This is a genomic window from Halomonas almeriensis (assembly GCF_030409235.1).
In the GTDB taxonomy this organism is placed as follows: Bacteria; Pseudomonadota; Gammaproteobacteria; order Pseudomonadales; family Halomonadaceae; genus Halomonas; species Halomonas almeriensis.
In genome coordinates, this window is the sequence record NZ_JAUFPO010000005.1 from 50,015 (window position 1) to 64,378 (window position 14,364).

General features: G+C 62.8%; 14 protein-coding genes and 1 other RNA gene. 6 read left to right on the forward strand and 9 right to left on the reverse strand.

The window, feature by feature from the left end; all coding sequences use genetic code 11:
- Positions 1–24 precede the first annotated feature (24 nt).
- Together dnaK and grpE are read right to left on the reverse strand one after the other, a co-directional pair.
- The gene (gene dnaK / locus QWY74_RS02645; protein WP_264827561.1) at positions 25–1,956 is read right to left on the reverse strand and encodes a molecular chaperone DnaK; all 1,932 of its coding nucleotides are present in this window, start codon (positions 1,954–1,956) and stop codon (positions 25–27) included.
- Between the two features lie 122 nt (positions 1,957–2,078).
- Entirely contained in the window at positions 2,079–2,720 is a 642-nt protein-coding gene (gene grpE / locus QWY74_RS02650) for a nucleotide exchange factor GrpE (RefSeq protein ID WP_264827560.1), read from the reverse strand.
- A 217-nt stretch (positions 2,721–2,937) separates the two neighbouring features.
- Here grpE and recN point away from each other — a divergent pair, with 217 nt between their 5' ends.
- A complete protein-coding gene (gene recN, locus QWY74_RS02655) occupies positions 2,938–4,611 on the forward strand; it encodes a DNA repair protein RecN (protein ID WP_264827559.1) in 1,674 nt (557 codons plus the stop codon).
- A gap of 137 nt (positions 4,612–4,748) precedes the next feature.
- Here the strand turns inward: recN and fur are convergent, their stop codons facing one another.
- Positions 4,749–5,159, reverse strand: a complete 411-nt coding sequence (gene fur / locus QWY74_RS02660) for a ferric iron uptake transcriptional regulator (protein ID WP_264827557.1) — start codon at positions 5,157–5,159, stop codon at positions 4,749–4,751.
- Between the two features lie 33 nt (positions 5,160–5,192).
- Between fur and QWY74_RS02665 the strand changes: the two genes are divergently transcribed.
- Positions 5,193–5,666, forward strand: coding sequence for an outer membrane protein assembly factor BamE (locus QWY74_RS02665; protein ID WP_320109345.1), 474 nt, complete (start codon positions 5,193–5,195; stop codon positions 5,664–5,666).
- A gap of 6 nt (positions 5,667–5,672) precedes the next feature.
- Here the strand turns inward: QWY74_RS02665 and QWY74_RS02670 are convergent, their stop codons facing one another.
- Together QWY74_RS02670 and QWY74_RS02675 are read right to left on the reverse strand one after the other, a co-directional pair.
- The gene (locus tag QWY74_RS02670; protein WP_264827556.1) at positions 5,673–5,999 is read right to left on the reverse strand and encodes an RnfH family protein; all 327 of its coding nucleotides are present in this window, start codon (positions 5,997–5,999) and stop codon (positions 5,673–5,675) included.
- Positions 5,989–6,423, reverse strand: coding sequence for a type II toxin-antitoxin system RatA family toxin (locus QWY74_RS02675; protein WP_264827555.1), 435 nt, complete (start codon positions 6,421–6,423; stop codon positions 5,989–5,991). Before QWY74_RS02675 ends, QWY74_RS02670 begins: the two co-directional genes overlap by 11 nt.
- Before the next feature lie 129 nt (positions 6,424–6,552).
- Here QWY74_RS02675 and smpB point away from each other — a divergent pair, with 129 nt between their 5' ends.
- Positions 6,553–7,044: an SsrA-binding protein SmpB gene (gene smpB / locus QWY74_RS02680; protein ID WP_264827553.1), complete on the forward strand. Its 492-nt coding sequence runs from the start codon at positions 6,553–6,555 to the stop codon at positions 7,042–7,044.
- Positions 7,045–7,087: 43 nt separating this feature from the next.
- Positions 7,088–7,467: a transfer-messenger RNA gene (gene ssrA, locus QWY74_RS02685) on the forward strand.
- 447 nt (positions 7,468–7,914) lie between these two features.
- Here ssrA and QWY74_RS02690 read toward each other — a convergent pair.
- Complete coding sequence (locus QWY74_RS02690) at positions 7,915–8,139, reverse strand: hypothetical protein (RefSeq protein WP_264827551.1); 225 nt, start codon at positions 8,137–8,139, stop codon at positions 7,915–7,917.
- Between the two features lie 423 nt (positions 8,140–8,562).
- Between QWY74_RS02690 and QWY74_RS02695 the strand changes: the two genes are divergently transcribed.
- Entirely contained in the window at positions 8,563–9,327 is a 765-nt protein-coding gene (locus tag QWY74_RS02695; protein WP_290313684.1) for a M15 family metallopeptidase, read from the forward strand.
- Between the two features lie 21 nt (positions 9,328–9,348).
- Here QWY74_RS02695 and QWY74_RS02700 read toward each other — a convergent pair whose 3' ends face one another.
- Entirely contained in the window at positions 9,349–11,106 is a 1,758-nt protein-coding gene (locus QWY74_RS02700; RefSeq protein WP_264827548.1) for a formate--tetrahydrofolate ligase, read from the reverse strand.
- A gap of 348 nt (positions 11,107–11,454) precedes the next feature.
- Between QWY74_RS02700 and QWY74_RS02705 the strand changes: the two genes are divergently transcribed.
- The gene (locus QWY74_RS02705; protein WP_264827546.1) at positions 11,455–12,159 is read left to right on the forward strand and encodes an extensin-like domain-containing protein; all 705 of its coding nucleotides are present in this window, start codon (positions 11,455–11,457) and stop codon (positions 12,157–12,159) included.
- Between the two features lie 24 nt (positions 12,160–12,183).
- Here QWY74_RS02705 and QWY74_RS02710 read toward each other — a convergent pair whose 3' ends face one another.
- Both QWY74_RS02710 and gap read right to left on the reverse strand, forming a co-directional pair.
- Positions 12,184–12,930, reverse strand: a complete 747-nt coding sequence (locus tag QWY74_RS02710) for a sulfite exporter TauE/SafE family protein (protein ID WP_290313685.1) — start codon at positions 12,928–12,930, stop codon at positions 12,184–12,186.
- A gap of 78 nt (positions 12,931–13,008) precedes the next feature.
- Positions 13,009–14,019 (reverse strand): type I glyceraldehyde-3-phosphate dehydrogenase, encoded by a 1,011-nt coding sequence (gap, locus tag QWY74_RS02715; RefSeq protein ID WP_264827544.1) that lies wholly within the window; start codon positions 14,017–14,019, stop codon positions 13,009–13,011.
- Positions 14,020–14,364: the final 345 nt, after the last annotated feature.

Consider the following 14,364-nt stretch of genomic DNA (forward strand, 5'->3'; position numbering starts at 1 on the left):
CGGCCGTGATTCAGACGTCGTGGGTTACTGCTTTTTCTGGTCGTCGTTGACTTCCTCGTACTCGGCGTCGACCACGTCGTCTTCCTGCTTGCCTTCGGCCTGAGCCCCGGCATCCGCCTGCCCGGCCGCATCGTCGCCCTGTTCGGCGTACATCTTCTGCGCCAGGTTGCCGGAGGCCTCGGTCAGCGTATCCAGCTTGGCCTGGATATCGTCCTTGTCGTCGCCCTTGATCGCTTCCTCGAGCTCGCTGGCCGCGTTCTCGATGGATTGCTTCTCTTCGTCGGTCGCCTTATCACCGGCTTCCTCGAGCGTCTTGCGGGCGGCGTGGACCATGCCGTCGGCCTGGTTGCGAAGCTGGACGAGCTCCTCGAACTTCTTATCCTCTTCGGCATTGGCCTCGGCATCCTGGACCATCTGCTCGACTTCTTCCTCGGACAGACCGCTGGAGGCCTTGATGACGATCGACTGTTCTTTGCCGGTCGCCTTGTCCTTGGCCGAGACGTTGAGGATGCCGTTGGCGTCCAGGTCGAAGGCGACCTCGATCTGCGGCACACCACGCGGGGCCGGCGGAATGTCGGAGAGGTCGAAGCGACCCAGCGACTTGTTACCACTAGACTGCTTGCGCTCACCCTGCAGCACGTGAATGGTCACGGCCGTCTGGTTGTCATCCGCGGTCGAGAAGGTCTGCGTCTTCTTGGTCGGGATGGTGGTGTTTTTCTCAATCAGCGGCGTCATCACGCCACCCAGGGTCTCGATGCCCAGGGTCAGCGGGGTAACGTCGAGCAGCAGCACGTCCTTGACGTCGCCGCCCAGCACACCGCCCTGGATGGCAGCACCCACGGCCACGGCTTCATCCGGGTTGACGTCTTTGCGGGCGTCCTTGCCGAAGAACTCGGTGACCTTGGACTGCACCAGCGGCATGCGGGTCTGGCCGCCGACCAGGATGACATCGTCGATGTCAGAAGCCGACAGGTCGGCATCCGCCAGCGCGGTCTTGCAGGGCTTCAGCGAACGCGCCACCAGGTCTTCGACCAGCGACTCGAGCTTGGCACGCGTAACCTTGACGTTGAGGTGCTTGGGCCCGGTGTTGTCGGCCGTGATGTACGGCAGGTTGACCTCTGTCTGCTGGGCACTGGACAGCTCGATCTTGGCCTTCTCGGCAGCTTCCTTGAGGCGCTGCATGGCCAGGTTGTCGCCGGACAGGTCGATACCGCTGTCGTGCTTGAACTGATCGGCCAGATAGTTGATCAGCGCCAGGTCAAAGTCTTCACCGCCCAGGAAGGTGTCACCATTGGTGGCCAGCACTTCGAACTGGGTCTCGCCGTCGACATCGGCCACTTCGATAATGGAGATATCGAAGGTACCGCCGCCCAGGTCATAGACCGCGATGGTCTTGTCGCCGCGCGACTTGTCCATGCCGTAGGCCAGTGCCGCGGCCGTCGGCTCGTTGATGATCCGCTTGACCTCGAGACCGGCGATGCGACCGGCATCCTTGGTGGCCTGACGCTGGCTGTCGTTGAAGTAGGCCGGGACGGTGATGACCGCCTCGGAGACCGTCTCGCCCAGGTAATCCTCGGCGGTCTTCTTCATCTTTTGAAGCACTTCGGCGCTGACCTGGGGCGGCGCGAGCTTGTTGCCCTTGACCTCGACCCAGGCATCGCCGTTGTCGGCTTCCGTGATGGTGTAAGGCACCATCTTGATGTCCTTCTGCACGACATCGTCTTCGAAACGACGGCCGATCAGGCGCTTGATGGCGTACAGGGTGTTTTGCGGGTTGGTCACCGCCTGGCGCTTAGCTGCCTGACCGACGAGCGTTTCGCCGTCGTCAGTATAGCCAATGATGGACGGGGTAGTACGAGCGCCTTCGGCGTTCTCGATCACCTTGGCCTGGTCACCGTCGAGCACGGCAACGCAGGAATTGGTGGTCCCCAGGTCAATACCGATGATGCGTCCCATAGGAAATCCTCGAAAAATCGCTGTTACAAATTCGTTTGTGTGAGGCGATTAACGCCTTGATGCCGTGTATCTGGGGGCCCTCAGCACCTTTTCAAGGGCCCGGAGCGCTTTTCAGCGCAAAATCATTCTGCGGCCTGGCTGACCACGACCATCGCCGGGCGCACCAGACGGCCGTTGAGCAGATAGCCCTTCTGGATCACTTCCATGACGCTGTTGGGATCCATTTCCGCGTTGGGCACCATGGTCACGGCCTCGTGGTACTGCGGATCGAAGGGTTCTCCGGCCGGGTCGACCACTTCAACGCCAAATTTGTTGAGCACATCCAGCTGCAGCTTGAGGGTCATGGAAACCCCCTCGCGATGAACTTCCGAGGCATCCTCGCCCATGGCGTCCAGCGCCTTTTCCAGGCTGTCGACCACCGGCAGCAGCTCCTTGACGAACTTCTCGAGCGCGAACTTGCGGGCCTTTTCCGTCTCCTGTTCAGCACGGCGGCGCACGTTCTGCACCTCGGCGGCCTCACGCATGGCCTTGTCGTTGGCCTCGGACAGGCTCTTTTCGAGCTCCTCGACCTTGGCGGCCAGCATCTCGGCCTCAGGGTTGTCGCTGGACTCGCTTTCTACCTCGTCCTGTTCAGCGTTCTCGATGGCTTCCTCGATGGTGTCCTCGAGATCTCCATCGACCACTTCCGGTTCCACCCGGTCGTCGCTTTCCTGCCGCTGACGGGAAAGCTCCTCGTCCTGTGGTGTCTGCGGATCTTGGGCCATGTGTGCCTCCTGAATGACAGCCGGCGGCCGCGCCGCCTGAAGACATGTTGTCGGTTGAAAACGTCGCTGGCAGGTATATGGGGCTTAGAGCGCAGAACTCAAGGTGTCGAGAAAAAGCGATTCGCGACGCGCGTTGTTCGCCGTCATGAACTACTGTATAAACACACAAGGCAATGGATGAATAACCAGTGAATTCCAGCGGCACCGGGGAGGCATCATGCTGACAGAACTGGCCATAAGCGACTTCGCCATCGTCGACCACCTGTCACTCGAGTGGGAGGCCGGCATGACCGCGATCACCGGCGAGACCGGGGCCGGCAAGTCCATCCTGCTCGGCGCCCTGGGGCTCTGCCTGGGGGAGCGCGCCGATGCCGGCAGTGTGCGCCATGGCTGCGAACGCGCCGACCTCAGCGCGCGCTTCGATGTCTCCTGCCTTCCCGCCGCCCGGGAATGGCTCGAGGCCCGCGAACTGCCCAGCGATGACTGCCTGCTGCGCCGCGTTGTCACCCGCTCCGGCCGCTCCAAGGCTTGGATCAATGGCCTGCCGAGTACCGTCGGCGACCTCAGAACACTGGGCAGCCATCTCATCGAGATCCATGGCCAGCACGCCCACCAGGGCCTGATGCGCGAAGACACCCACCTGCAGTTGCTCGACGACTTCGCCGGCCATCACGCGGCCATCGAGACGCTGGCCGAGATCTATCGCGACTGGCGTGACGCCCAGCAACGCCTCAAGCGCCTCGCCGAGGATGATGACGAGCTGCGCGCCCGGCTGCAGTTGTTGCGTTACCAGGTCGAGGAGCTCGACCAGTTGAGCCTGGCCGAGGGCGAACTGGCGGAACTGGAGAGCGAACAGGAAGATCTCGCCCATGCCGAGGAACGCCTGCAGGAAGCCCAGTTCGCCGCCCGCTGCTGCGATGACGACGAGGGTGGTGCACTCCCCTTGCTGCGCCAGGCGGTCAACCGCCTCTCCACCCTGCCCGGCAGCGAACGCGGCGCCCTGGCCGATGCCCTGGGCATGCTCGGCGACGCCTGTATCCAGGTGGAGGAAGCCGGCCGAGAACTCAACCACTTCGCCTCCAGCGTGGAGCTGGACCCGGAACGTTTGGCTCAGGTTGAACAACGCCTCAGCGAAGTGCACCGCATCGCCCGCAAGCACCAGGTGCCCCCGGAAGAGCTGGTCGCCCTGCATCAGCGTCTGGCCGACGAGCTGGCCGAACTCGACGGCGGCGACAACGACCTGGATAGCCTCAGTGCAGAGGTCGAGCGGCTCAAGCAAACCTGGCGGGAGCAGGCCGAAGCCATCAGCCAGGCACGCCGGAAAGCGGCCAAGCGCTTCGGCAAGGAAGTGCAGGACCAGCTGGCCTTTCTGGCCATGGACAAGGCCAGCTTCGACGTCGAGCTGACGCCTCGCGACACACCCTCCGCGGAAGGGCTGGAGCGAGCCCGACTGATGATCAGTGCCAACCCGGGGCAGCCCGCACGCCCGCTCACCAAGGTGGCATCGGGCGGCGAGCTGTCTCGCATCAGCCTGGCCATTCAGGTGGTGGCCGCTCAGCACTCGACCACGCCCAGCCTGGTCTTCGACGAAGTCGACGTCGGCATCTCCGGCGCCACCGCGGAAGTCGTCGGCCAGCTGCTGCGTCGGCTGGGCAGCAACGGCCAGGTGATGACCGTGACCCACCTGCCCCAGGTCGCCGCCCAGGCCCACCATCATTTACACATCGCCAAGCAGGCCGAGGAGGACACCACGCTGACCCAGATGGCGGTGCTGGATGAAGCCGGCCGCGTGGGCGAGCTGGCGCGGATGCTGGGTGGCATGCAGCTCACCGACCAGACACTGGCGCACGCACGCGAAATGCTGGCTGCCAGCCAGCGAGCGCATCACTGAGGGAGACGCGCCGCCCCGGCTCGCCGTGTCAGGCGGATCGACACACAAAAACCTCCTCACCCGCCAAGGTGAAGAAGTCAACAGGAAAACGCGCAATCCTTCAGGGACCGCAGCCGCACTGTCAGCGGCGACGCTTCCTAGCTTTTGGGGCGGACGTAGAGCACCAGAGCGTGATCCACCAGGTCATAACCGTGTTCCTCGGCGATTTCCTGTTGTCGACGCTCGATGGTCTCATCGAAAAATTCGATGATCTCACCACTGTCCAGGCACACCATGTGATCGTGATGCTCTTCCTGAGTCAGCTCGAACACGGCGTGGCCGCCATCGAAATTATGGCGCGTAACTAGCCCGGCCGTCTCGAACTGAGTCAGCACGCGATATACAGTGGCAAGCCCCACGTCCTCGCCCGCTTCCAGCAGCGTTTTGTAGACATCCTCGGCGCTCAGGTGATGCTGGCCCGTGGCGTTCTCGAGAATATGCAGGATCTTGACGCGCGGCAGGGTCACTTTCAGACCGGCCTTGCGTAACTCGTGGTTTTGGTCGGCCATGTTCGCTCTTCGCAGTATCAGGTAGGGTCGGGTATGATCGACCAAAACCACGATAGTGAAGAACAGGCGCAAATGCAAAAGCTGACTCGAACCGTCACCCTCACCGCCACTCTGACCGTCGCCCTGACCCTGATCAGCGGCTGCAGCTACTTCGGCGTGTACAAGCGCGATACCGCCCAGGGTAACCTGGTGAACGCCGAGATGGCCTCCCAGGTCCAAACCGGCATGACGCGCCAGCAGGTGCTCAACATCATGGGCAGTCCGCTGCTCGAGGCGCCCTTCGAGGTGCGCGAGTGGGACTACGTCTATTATCTGGACAAGGCCTATGGCGGCACCGAGCAACGCCGCATCACTCTGACCTTCCAGGGCAATCGTGTGGCCAATGTGGAGCGCCAGGGCGACTTCTCCAAGCCCCCTGAGGTCGCCGACGAGCGCGGCATCGGCCCCACTGAGTCCTCCGGCGCACAGACCGGCAACCTGCTGAATGTCCGCCCGGAAGACGACTGATATCCCCTACGGGGCGGTGAACCAGTCTCGCCTGGCGGCCGCCCGGGCAAGCCGTGCCGACTTGGGATCGATCTTCAGTGGTCGATAGACTTCCACGCGATCCCCCTCGCGCAGCACCTGATGGGGATCATTCAGCGCCTTGCCGAAGAGACCCAGCGGCGCTTGCGCAAAGTCGCTCGGCGACACCTCGGGGAAGTGGCTCGGCAAATCCGCCTGCTGCACAGCCTCACGCGCCGTGGTACCCGCCGGCACGGACAGCGTGATGATGCGTTGCCGGCTAGGCAGCGCATAGGCGACCTCGACCTGAATCCGGCCCGGCGCCTCAGCGGCCATAGAGCTCATCGGCACGTCGGGTAAATGAATCCACCAGCTGGCCGGCCACCTGCTGGAACAGCTTGCCGAATGCCATGCCCAGCAGGCGGTTGGCGAACTCGAACTCCATCTCCAGGCTGACCTTGCAGGTGTCCTCGCCCATTGGCGTGAACAGCCAGCGCCCTGTCAGACGCTTGAAGGGACCGCTGACCAGTGACAGATCGATGCGCTCCGGCTCCTGCAGATCATTGCGCGTGGTAAAACTCTGTTCGATGCCGGCCCGACCCAGCGTCATCTCGCCCACCAGGTGTGCTTCATCCTGCTCCAGCAGGCGGGCATCGCGGCATCCCGGCAGAAACTCCGGGTAACGCTCGAAATCGTTGACCAGATCGAACATTTGCTTGGGGGTGTGCCGCACCAGGGCGGACCGATTGACCGTTGGCATTGACCTCTCCGCTGACTTCAAAGGGCCCAAGGCGTATCATGAGCAGTGATTTCAGGCCTTGAATGGTATCATGCTTCCCCCCATATCGAAGGGGAAGGCCATTTTCGGCAAGACAGAATATGAGGTTCCATGGCCAACAAGAAAGGCAAGAGCAAGGGTCCAGGCGGTAACACCATCGCCCTGAACAAGAAGGCGCGCTTCGAGTACCACATCAACGAGACCTTCGAGGCCGGCCTGTCACTTGCAGGGTGGGAAGTGAAGAGCCTGCGCGCCGGCAAGGCACAGCTCACCGACACCTACATCCTGATCAAGAACGCGGAAGCCTGGCTGCTGGGCAGTCACATCACGCCCCTCAATACGGCCAGCACCCATGAGGTGGCCGATCCCTCGCGGACCCGCAAGCTGCTGCTGCACCGCAAGGAGATCGCCCGCATCTTCTCGCGCACCCAGGACAAGGGGCATACCTGCGTCCCGCTCAAGCTGTACTGGAAAGGCAGCAAGGTGAAGTGCGAACTGGCCCTGGTCACCGGCAAGAAGATTCACGACAAGCGGGAAACCGAGAAGGACCGCGACTGGCAGCGGCAGAAGGGCCGGATCATGCGCGAACAGAACAAGACATAACCCTGTCGCACTGACAGCGATGCTGTTAGAATGAGATCGTAACGGGGGCGACATGGCTTCGACGCCGGCGACAACCCCTGAGGTGCATGCCGAGAGCGTGATGTATCTCGTAAATACAACATCACGATTAAATAGTCGCAAACGACGACAACTACGCTCAGGGCGCGCTGGCAGCGTAACAACTGCTAGCTTCTAGTCCGACCCGGAAGTGATGTGCCCATTCATCACGGAAGGGAACGAGCTCATAGATGATGGGATCGCGATTGACCCTGTCCTCGTGTCAATCGTTAAAACTTAGAGGAATCGCGCTTCTGGATCCTGATCGTCGGAGCCAGAAGCGTTAAACCAAAAGACGGAACTAAGCATGTAGAGCCGATGGGCGAGTGTCGGCGGACGCGGGTTCGATTCCCGCCGCCTCCACCAACACTAGAAGAAAGCCATCCCCGCGGGTGGCTTTTTTCGTTTGGGGCCTGTCCGCCAACGACGTGTCGGCACTCTCTTGGCCAACCTAGGTTCGATTCCCGCCGCCACCAACACCGGAAGAAAGCCACCTCCGAGGGGGCTTTTTCGTTTGGAGAGCCTGCCCGCTGACGACGTGTCAGCGCTCTCTCGCACGACAGGGGGCACATCCGGGGGCATCTCGTACGGACCAGTGCTCCAGTGCCCCCAAATAACGCGACACCCCCCACAAGACGGCGCTGTCACACTTGCCTGGAGCTTACCGCTTCCTCCCCCCGGGCCAGGGCAGGCAGTAGCCTGCAACCAAGAGAGCCGAGGCAGCAGGTACCTCGGCTCTCTCGATTGTCTGGCTCGTATTGTTCGCCGCGCCGCTTCAGAGAGCCTGGTGGCCTCTGGCACGGCTCACCGCTCTTAATCGTCCTGGGCTACCATGACCTGGTTCTCACCCGCCAGGACTTCATCCCATGCCCAGTCGAGGGTATAACCCTGGCAGGCGTCGATGGTATCGAGTACGGCGACCGCATGCTGCAGCGATTGACCATTGGCGCGCAGCGCTACCACTACCTTGGCCAGGTCCTGCTTGCTGAATGTACTGGCGATCTGATCGGCTTGCTCGGCTAATTGGATACCATTCATGGTGTCATCCTCAATGCAAAGTCATCATGATCCCGGGAAGACGTCACCCGGGCCGCCATCAACGATGGCATTCTGGTGCCTTAGCTACGCATGCCGGGCCTGGTAAGTACCCTGGGCGTACTGCGGGAGGTTGAAAGTGTTGCAAAAACCTCACTGCTGGCGCCTGGATCAAGAACAACATGACGCTCAGTTGGTAGCCTTCCGACAGCGCGATGAATCCCGGTAGCAACTCATCGTCTGACGTCGCGACTTAAATATGGGTCAGAATGCGGCACCGCACAAAGTATCATTAGGCGTAGACGGTGTTATTTTTTGACCAACCTGAGCACCTGCAGCATGGTTTTCGGTAGCCTGACTACATAAATCCGGGCTGCCAGCCTGGCCGGATGCCGAAATAGCGACTGCTCAAACCTGGATAACGCCATGACCCAACCGACCTCCGACACCTCTTATGCGGCGACGCCCATACCGCACCGGGCCGACCCGGACTGGTCGACGATCGACCAGCTTCCGATTCAGGGCAGTGACGAGCCGTTGGTACCGATGAGCCTGGCACCGTCGCCGATCAAGGTGTTTCCGGCCTACGCCCGTCTGGGTATTCCGGGGGCCATCGATGAGTGCTATGTGCGCGAAGGCGTCTACCGCCGCTTGCTGGCGGTGGCCCGCAGCCTGCCCGAGGGGATGAGCCTGCTGGTGCTGGATGGCTGGCGCCCCTGGCGTGTTCAGCAGTACCTTTTCGAGACCCTGCAGTCCATCATCCAGGCCAGGCACCCGTCTCTCGGTGAACGGGAACTGCTGGAGCGCACGCGCGAATTCGTCGCCCAGCCGAGTACCGAGCCCACCTCGCCGAGTCCCCATCTGACCGGAGGCGCCGTGGACGTGACGCTGTGCGACGCGGATGGTCTGCCGCTGGACATGGGCACTTTGTTTGACGAGGCCATGGCGGCGTCACATGCCGCCGCGCTGGAAGTCGACCTGGAGGAAGGTGACAGCCGGTATCAGGCCAGGCGCCATCGCCGCCTGCTTTACCACGCCATGCTGGCCCAGGGCTTCACCAACCTGCCCAGCGAGTGGTGGCATTACGACCTCGGCGACCAGCTCTGGGCCCACTATGGCGGGCACGGCAGCGCCCATTACGGCCCGGCAGAACTGGACACCATCGAACGCCGCTGGCGTCGGCAGCTGTAACCACCAGGGCTGGCGGGTGGGTCAGGACAACCCTTCGATCTCACCGGCCTCGTTCAGCCGAATGCCGGCACTCGCCGGCCGCGAGGGCATGCCCGGCATACGCATGATGGTGCCGCACAAGGCCACCACGAACCCGGCCCCGGCGGCCAGCTCGAACTCGCGCACTGGCAGCACATGGCCAGCCGCCAACCCGCCCTCGGCCGGGTCGGCGGCAAAACTGTACGGCGTCTTGGCGATACAGACCGGCAGATGGCCATAGCCCAGCGCTTCATATTCCTCCAGTTGGCGTCGGGCTCGTTCCTCCAGCTGAATATCCGCAGCTCCATAATGTTGCGTAGCGATGGCTCTCAGCTTGTCGGCCAGGCTGTCGTCGTCGGCATAGCTCATCTTCAACTCGCCAGCCGGCTCCTCCAGCAGCGCCATCACGCGCTCGGCCAGTTCCTCGCTCCCCGCCGAGCCATCCTGCCAATGGCTGCTGAGTACCACCTCCACGCCCATGGCCTCGCAGGCTTCGCGCAGTACCGCATGTTCTTCCTCGGCGTCCTGATCGAACCGGTTGATGGCCACCAGCAAGGGCACCCCCATTCCCTGAGCGCTCTCGACGTGACGCGCAAGATTGGCGGCACCGCGACGCACGGCATCGGGGTCGGGCTCCCCGAGGGACTCCCTAGCCACACCACCATGCATCTTGAGGGCACGCAGCGTGGCCACGACCACCACCGCACTGGGCGAGAGACCGGCCTGACGGCACTTGATATTGAGGAACTTCTCGGCCCCCAGGTCCGCCCCGAAGCCGGCCTCGGTGACCACTACATCGGCCAGCGCCAGGGCCGAGCGGGTGGCCATGACCGAGTTGCAGCCATGCGCGATGTTGGCGAAGGGCCCGCCATGCACAAAGGCCGGTGTATGCTCGAGCGTCTGCACCAGGTTGGGCGCCAGCGCCTCGCGCAGCAGGGCGGCCATGGCGCCATTGACCTCCAGGTCGCGGGCTCGCACCGCCGCGCCACTTCGGGTTCGTGCCACCAGAATCTCGCCGAGACGCCACTGCAGGTCATCCAGATCACGGGCCAGGCAGAGAATCGCCATGATCTCGGACGCCGCGGTGATATCAAAGCCGTCCTGGCGCGGCACTCCCTGCCCCCCTTCGCCGACCGTCAGGTGGCGCAACGCACGGTCGTTCATGTCCATCGTGCGCTTCCAGGTAATGCGTTCGGGATCCAGGTCCAGGGCGTTGCCCCAGTAGAGGTGGTTGTCGATCTGCGCGGCGAGCAGGTTGTGCGCCGTGGTGATGGCGTGAAAGTCCCCGGTAAAGTGCAGGTTGATATCTTCCATGGGGATCACCTGCGAACGGCCGCCACCAGCCGCGCCCCCTTTCATGCCGAAACAGGGGCCCAGAGAAGGCTCGCGCAGGCAGATGGCGGCTCGCTGACCGATCCGGCTCAGACCATCCCCCAGCCCCACAGTGGTGGTGGTCTTGCCTTCACCGGCCGGTGTCGGGGTGATGGCCGTCACCAGCACTAGCTTGCCCGGCGACCGCTCGGCCAGTTCATCGGTAAAGTCATGGGGCAGCTTGGCCTTGTCATGACCGAAGGGGAGCAGCCGAGAGGCCTCGATGCCCAGGCGGGCTGCCACCTCATGGATCGGCCATGGGCTGACGGCCCGGGCGATGACACTGTCCGGGGAGCCGGGCGGCGGCCATTCGGGCGTGACGGCCGCCTCACCCAGGGCGGTGTCTTCCATCAGGGACTCAGGGGTCTGCCACGGCCGATAATCGTTCATTCCGCCTCCTCAAAAGGCACCATTCCGCGGCGCCATCACGCTGCTAAGCCCATTGCCTCAAGGCAGCGTGGAACGCCTTGCGCATTACGTGCATTCCCAATACGACGTCGGCATAGTCGAGATGGACATCGCGCCAAGATACCATCGCCTCGATGGCGATCGCCCCGCACCCGATGGAGTTCAGGTAAGAATATGAAGTCCAGAACACCCGGCTCAAACAAGTGGCCAGCGGCCCGGGCCACCAGAAGTCGCCTCCTGCCCCTCGGTACTGGGGCCTTTTGCGCTTCACAGCCCACGATGAAATAGGCAAGCTGGCTATCCAATACTTCGAGGGTGCTCAACTCTGCCATGCACCGCACTCGCCGACTGATGCTGTTGCTCGCCCTCGTGGCCATGGGAGTGGCGTTCGAGAAGGGCCCGTGGCAACTACCCCGGGAATGGTCACCATTTCAGCCCCTGCATATCGACGACCCCGTCACGCCCGTGACGCGCTGGAAACTGCAGCGTCTGAGGAACGATCGTGAGGCCTGTCACGCCGTACTCGAGCGAGCTTCATCGCCATCCATCCAGTACACCGCCCTGGCCGACTACACGCCGGTCGAAGACTGCCCGCTGGAGAATGTGGTGCGTCTACAGGGCACTGGCGTAAGCTTCAATCGCGGTTTCGTGGCGACCTGCCCGCTGGCGGTGTCGTGGGGGCTTTTCGAGCGACATTCCCTGCAACCGGCCGCCCGTGATCTGCTCGGCGAGGAGGTCTCGCAGGTAGAGCACTACGGCAGCTTCGCCTGTCGCAACATCTACCATCGGGAAAACGCCCGGCGCAGTGCGCACGCCACCGCCAGCGCCCTCGACGTGGCGGGTTTCACCCTGCACAGCGGCCGCCGAATCAGTCTGCTAGACGACTGGCAGGGCTCGGGCGCCGAAAGCGACTTTCTGCGCCGACTCAATGACGAAGCCTGTCGGTTTTTTGGCACGACCCTGGGCCCGGACTATAACGCAGCACACGCCGACCATTTTCACCTGGCCATGCGCGGCGGCGGAACCTGTCGCTGAATCAGGCAAGCCTGGCACGCAGGATCACAATGCCTTAACGATCAACTGCACACCGACGATGGCCATGGCCAGGATCACCAGCCGATAGAAGAGCCGCTCGTTGACGCGACTCTGCAGCCAGAGCCCGCTGCGCACGCCGAGCCAGGCCACCGGCACCAGCGCCAGCGCCAGCGAGGCCCAGATGCTGGTCAGGTTGATCTCGCCGAGCCACAGATAGGGCGGCAGCTTCATCAGATTGACTGCCGCGAAAGCCAGTGTGCAGGTGGCGATGAAGGCCTGCTTGGAGAGCCGTCGCGGCAACAGATAGAGGTTCATCGGCGGCGCGCCGGCATGTGCCAGAAAGCTGGTCACCCCCACTCCGATGCTCGCCGGCCAGGCCCAGAGGGCGTGAATCGGGCGTGACGCGGCCGGCTTGATGATCATGTAGGCCACGAACAGCAACGACACCACGCCCAGCAGCAGCCACACATGGCTCTCGTCGAGCGTGCCGATCAGCAGGGTACCGGCGATCACCCCCAGCGCCATGCCCGGCAGCAGGCGACGTATCTCGGTGGCCACGTGATGTCCCCACCAGGCCTTGACCGCGAACACGTCCATGACCAGCAACAACGGCAACAACAGGCCCGCCGCCTCGATCGGCCCGATTGCCAGCGCCATCAGGGGAACCGAGAGGGTACCGAAGCCACCGGCAAAGCCACCCTTGGAGATACCGGTCAGGTAGGTGGAGGCGATGATCAGGGTCCAGGCCAGCCAGCCGTAATCGGGGAGCATGTCGAATTCCTTGCAGACGAAAACGCCGGGGCGGCAAGCACCGCCCCGGCGTCGAATCATGCGGCTCTGGCCCGGCTGTCAGCCGTCGTTGCTCACGGCATGCATGGCCAGTGCGGTATCGATCATGCGATTGGAGAAGCCCCACTCGTTGTCGTACCAGGCCATCACCTTGACCAGCTTGCCGCTGACGCGAGTGTGATTGGCGTCAAAGGTAGAGGAATTGGCATCGTGGTTGAAGTCGATGGAGACCAGCGGCTGCGCATTGACATTGAGCACCGGCGACTCGGCCGCGGCCTCCTCGACGGCTGCATTGATCTCCTCGATGCTGGTCTCGCGCGAGGCCGTGAAGGTCAGGTCGACCAGCGAGACATTGATCACCGGCACGCGAACCGCCAGGCCATCGAGGCGGCCGTCGAGCTCGGGCAGCACCAGGCCGATCGCCGCCGCCGCACCGGTCTGGGCCGGGATCATGGAGTGCGTGGCACTGCGCGCCCGGAAGGGGTCCTTGTGATACACATCGGACAGGTTCTGATCATTGGTGTAGGCATGGACCGTGGTCATCAGGCCGGTCTCGATGCCCACCTTGTCGTTCAGCGCCTCGGCCAGCGGCGCCAGGCAGTTGGTAGTGCAGGAGCCGTTGGAGACCACGCGATCCTCGGCGGTCAGCTCGCCCTCGTTCACGCCATAGACGATGGTGGCATCGGCATTCGGCGTGGGCGCCGAGACCAGCACCCGACCGGCACCGGCAGTGATGTGCTGTGCCGCCGCGTCACGCTTGGTGAACAGACCGGTGCACTCCATGACCAGATCGACATCCAGCTCTTTCCAGGGCAACCGGGACGGATCGTGCTCGGACAGCATGAGAATACGCTGGCCATCGACGGTCAGACTCTCGTCATCATGGGTCACCTCGAAGCCGAAATGCCCATGCACGGTGTCATGACGCAGCAGGTGAGCATTCAGCGAGGGGTCGCCCAGATCATTGATGGCCACAACGCTGACCCGGTCGCGATACCCGCCCTCATAGAGTGCGCGCAACACATTGCGACCGATACGACCAAAGCCATTGATGGCGATCTTGAGTGTCATGGTGTCATCCTCTCGATTGGTACCGTCCTGCGGAAGTGACTGCATCGCCGGCCAGGCCCGGGAGGCGCTCGGCAAGCCAGGCGTCGCGGCCAGGAGCGCGAGCCCTGAGGTTTGGCGCGACGAATTCAATGTTCACAATGTGAATCAGGCGGGCGCGCGACACAAGCAATTTTTAGTAACTTTACAACAAAACTCCTGCACACAATGCCCTCGTACCAGCCCTAACCTCTTATTTATTATCAAATTAATCCCGGTTCGGCCCAGACTCAAGGCCAGCACTAGACCTTAGTCGAAATCCTGATACTTAGTAAAAAAACCACGCATGCGCTAAGGTGTGGACATTCA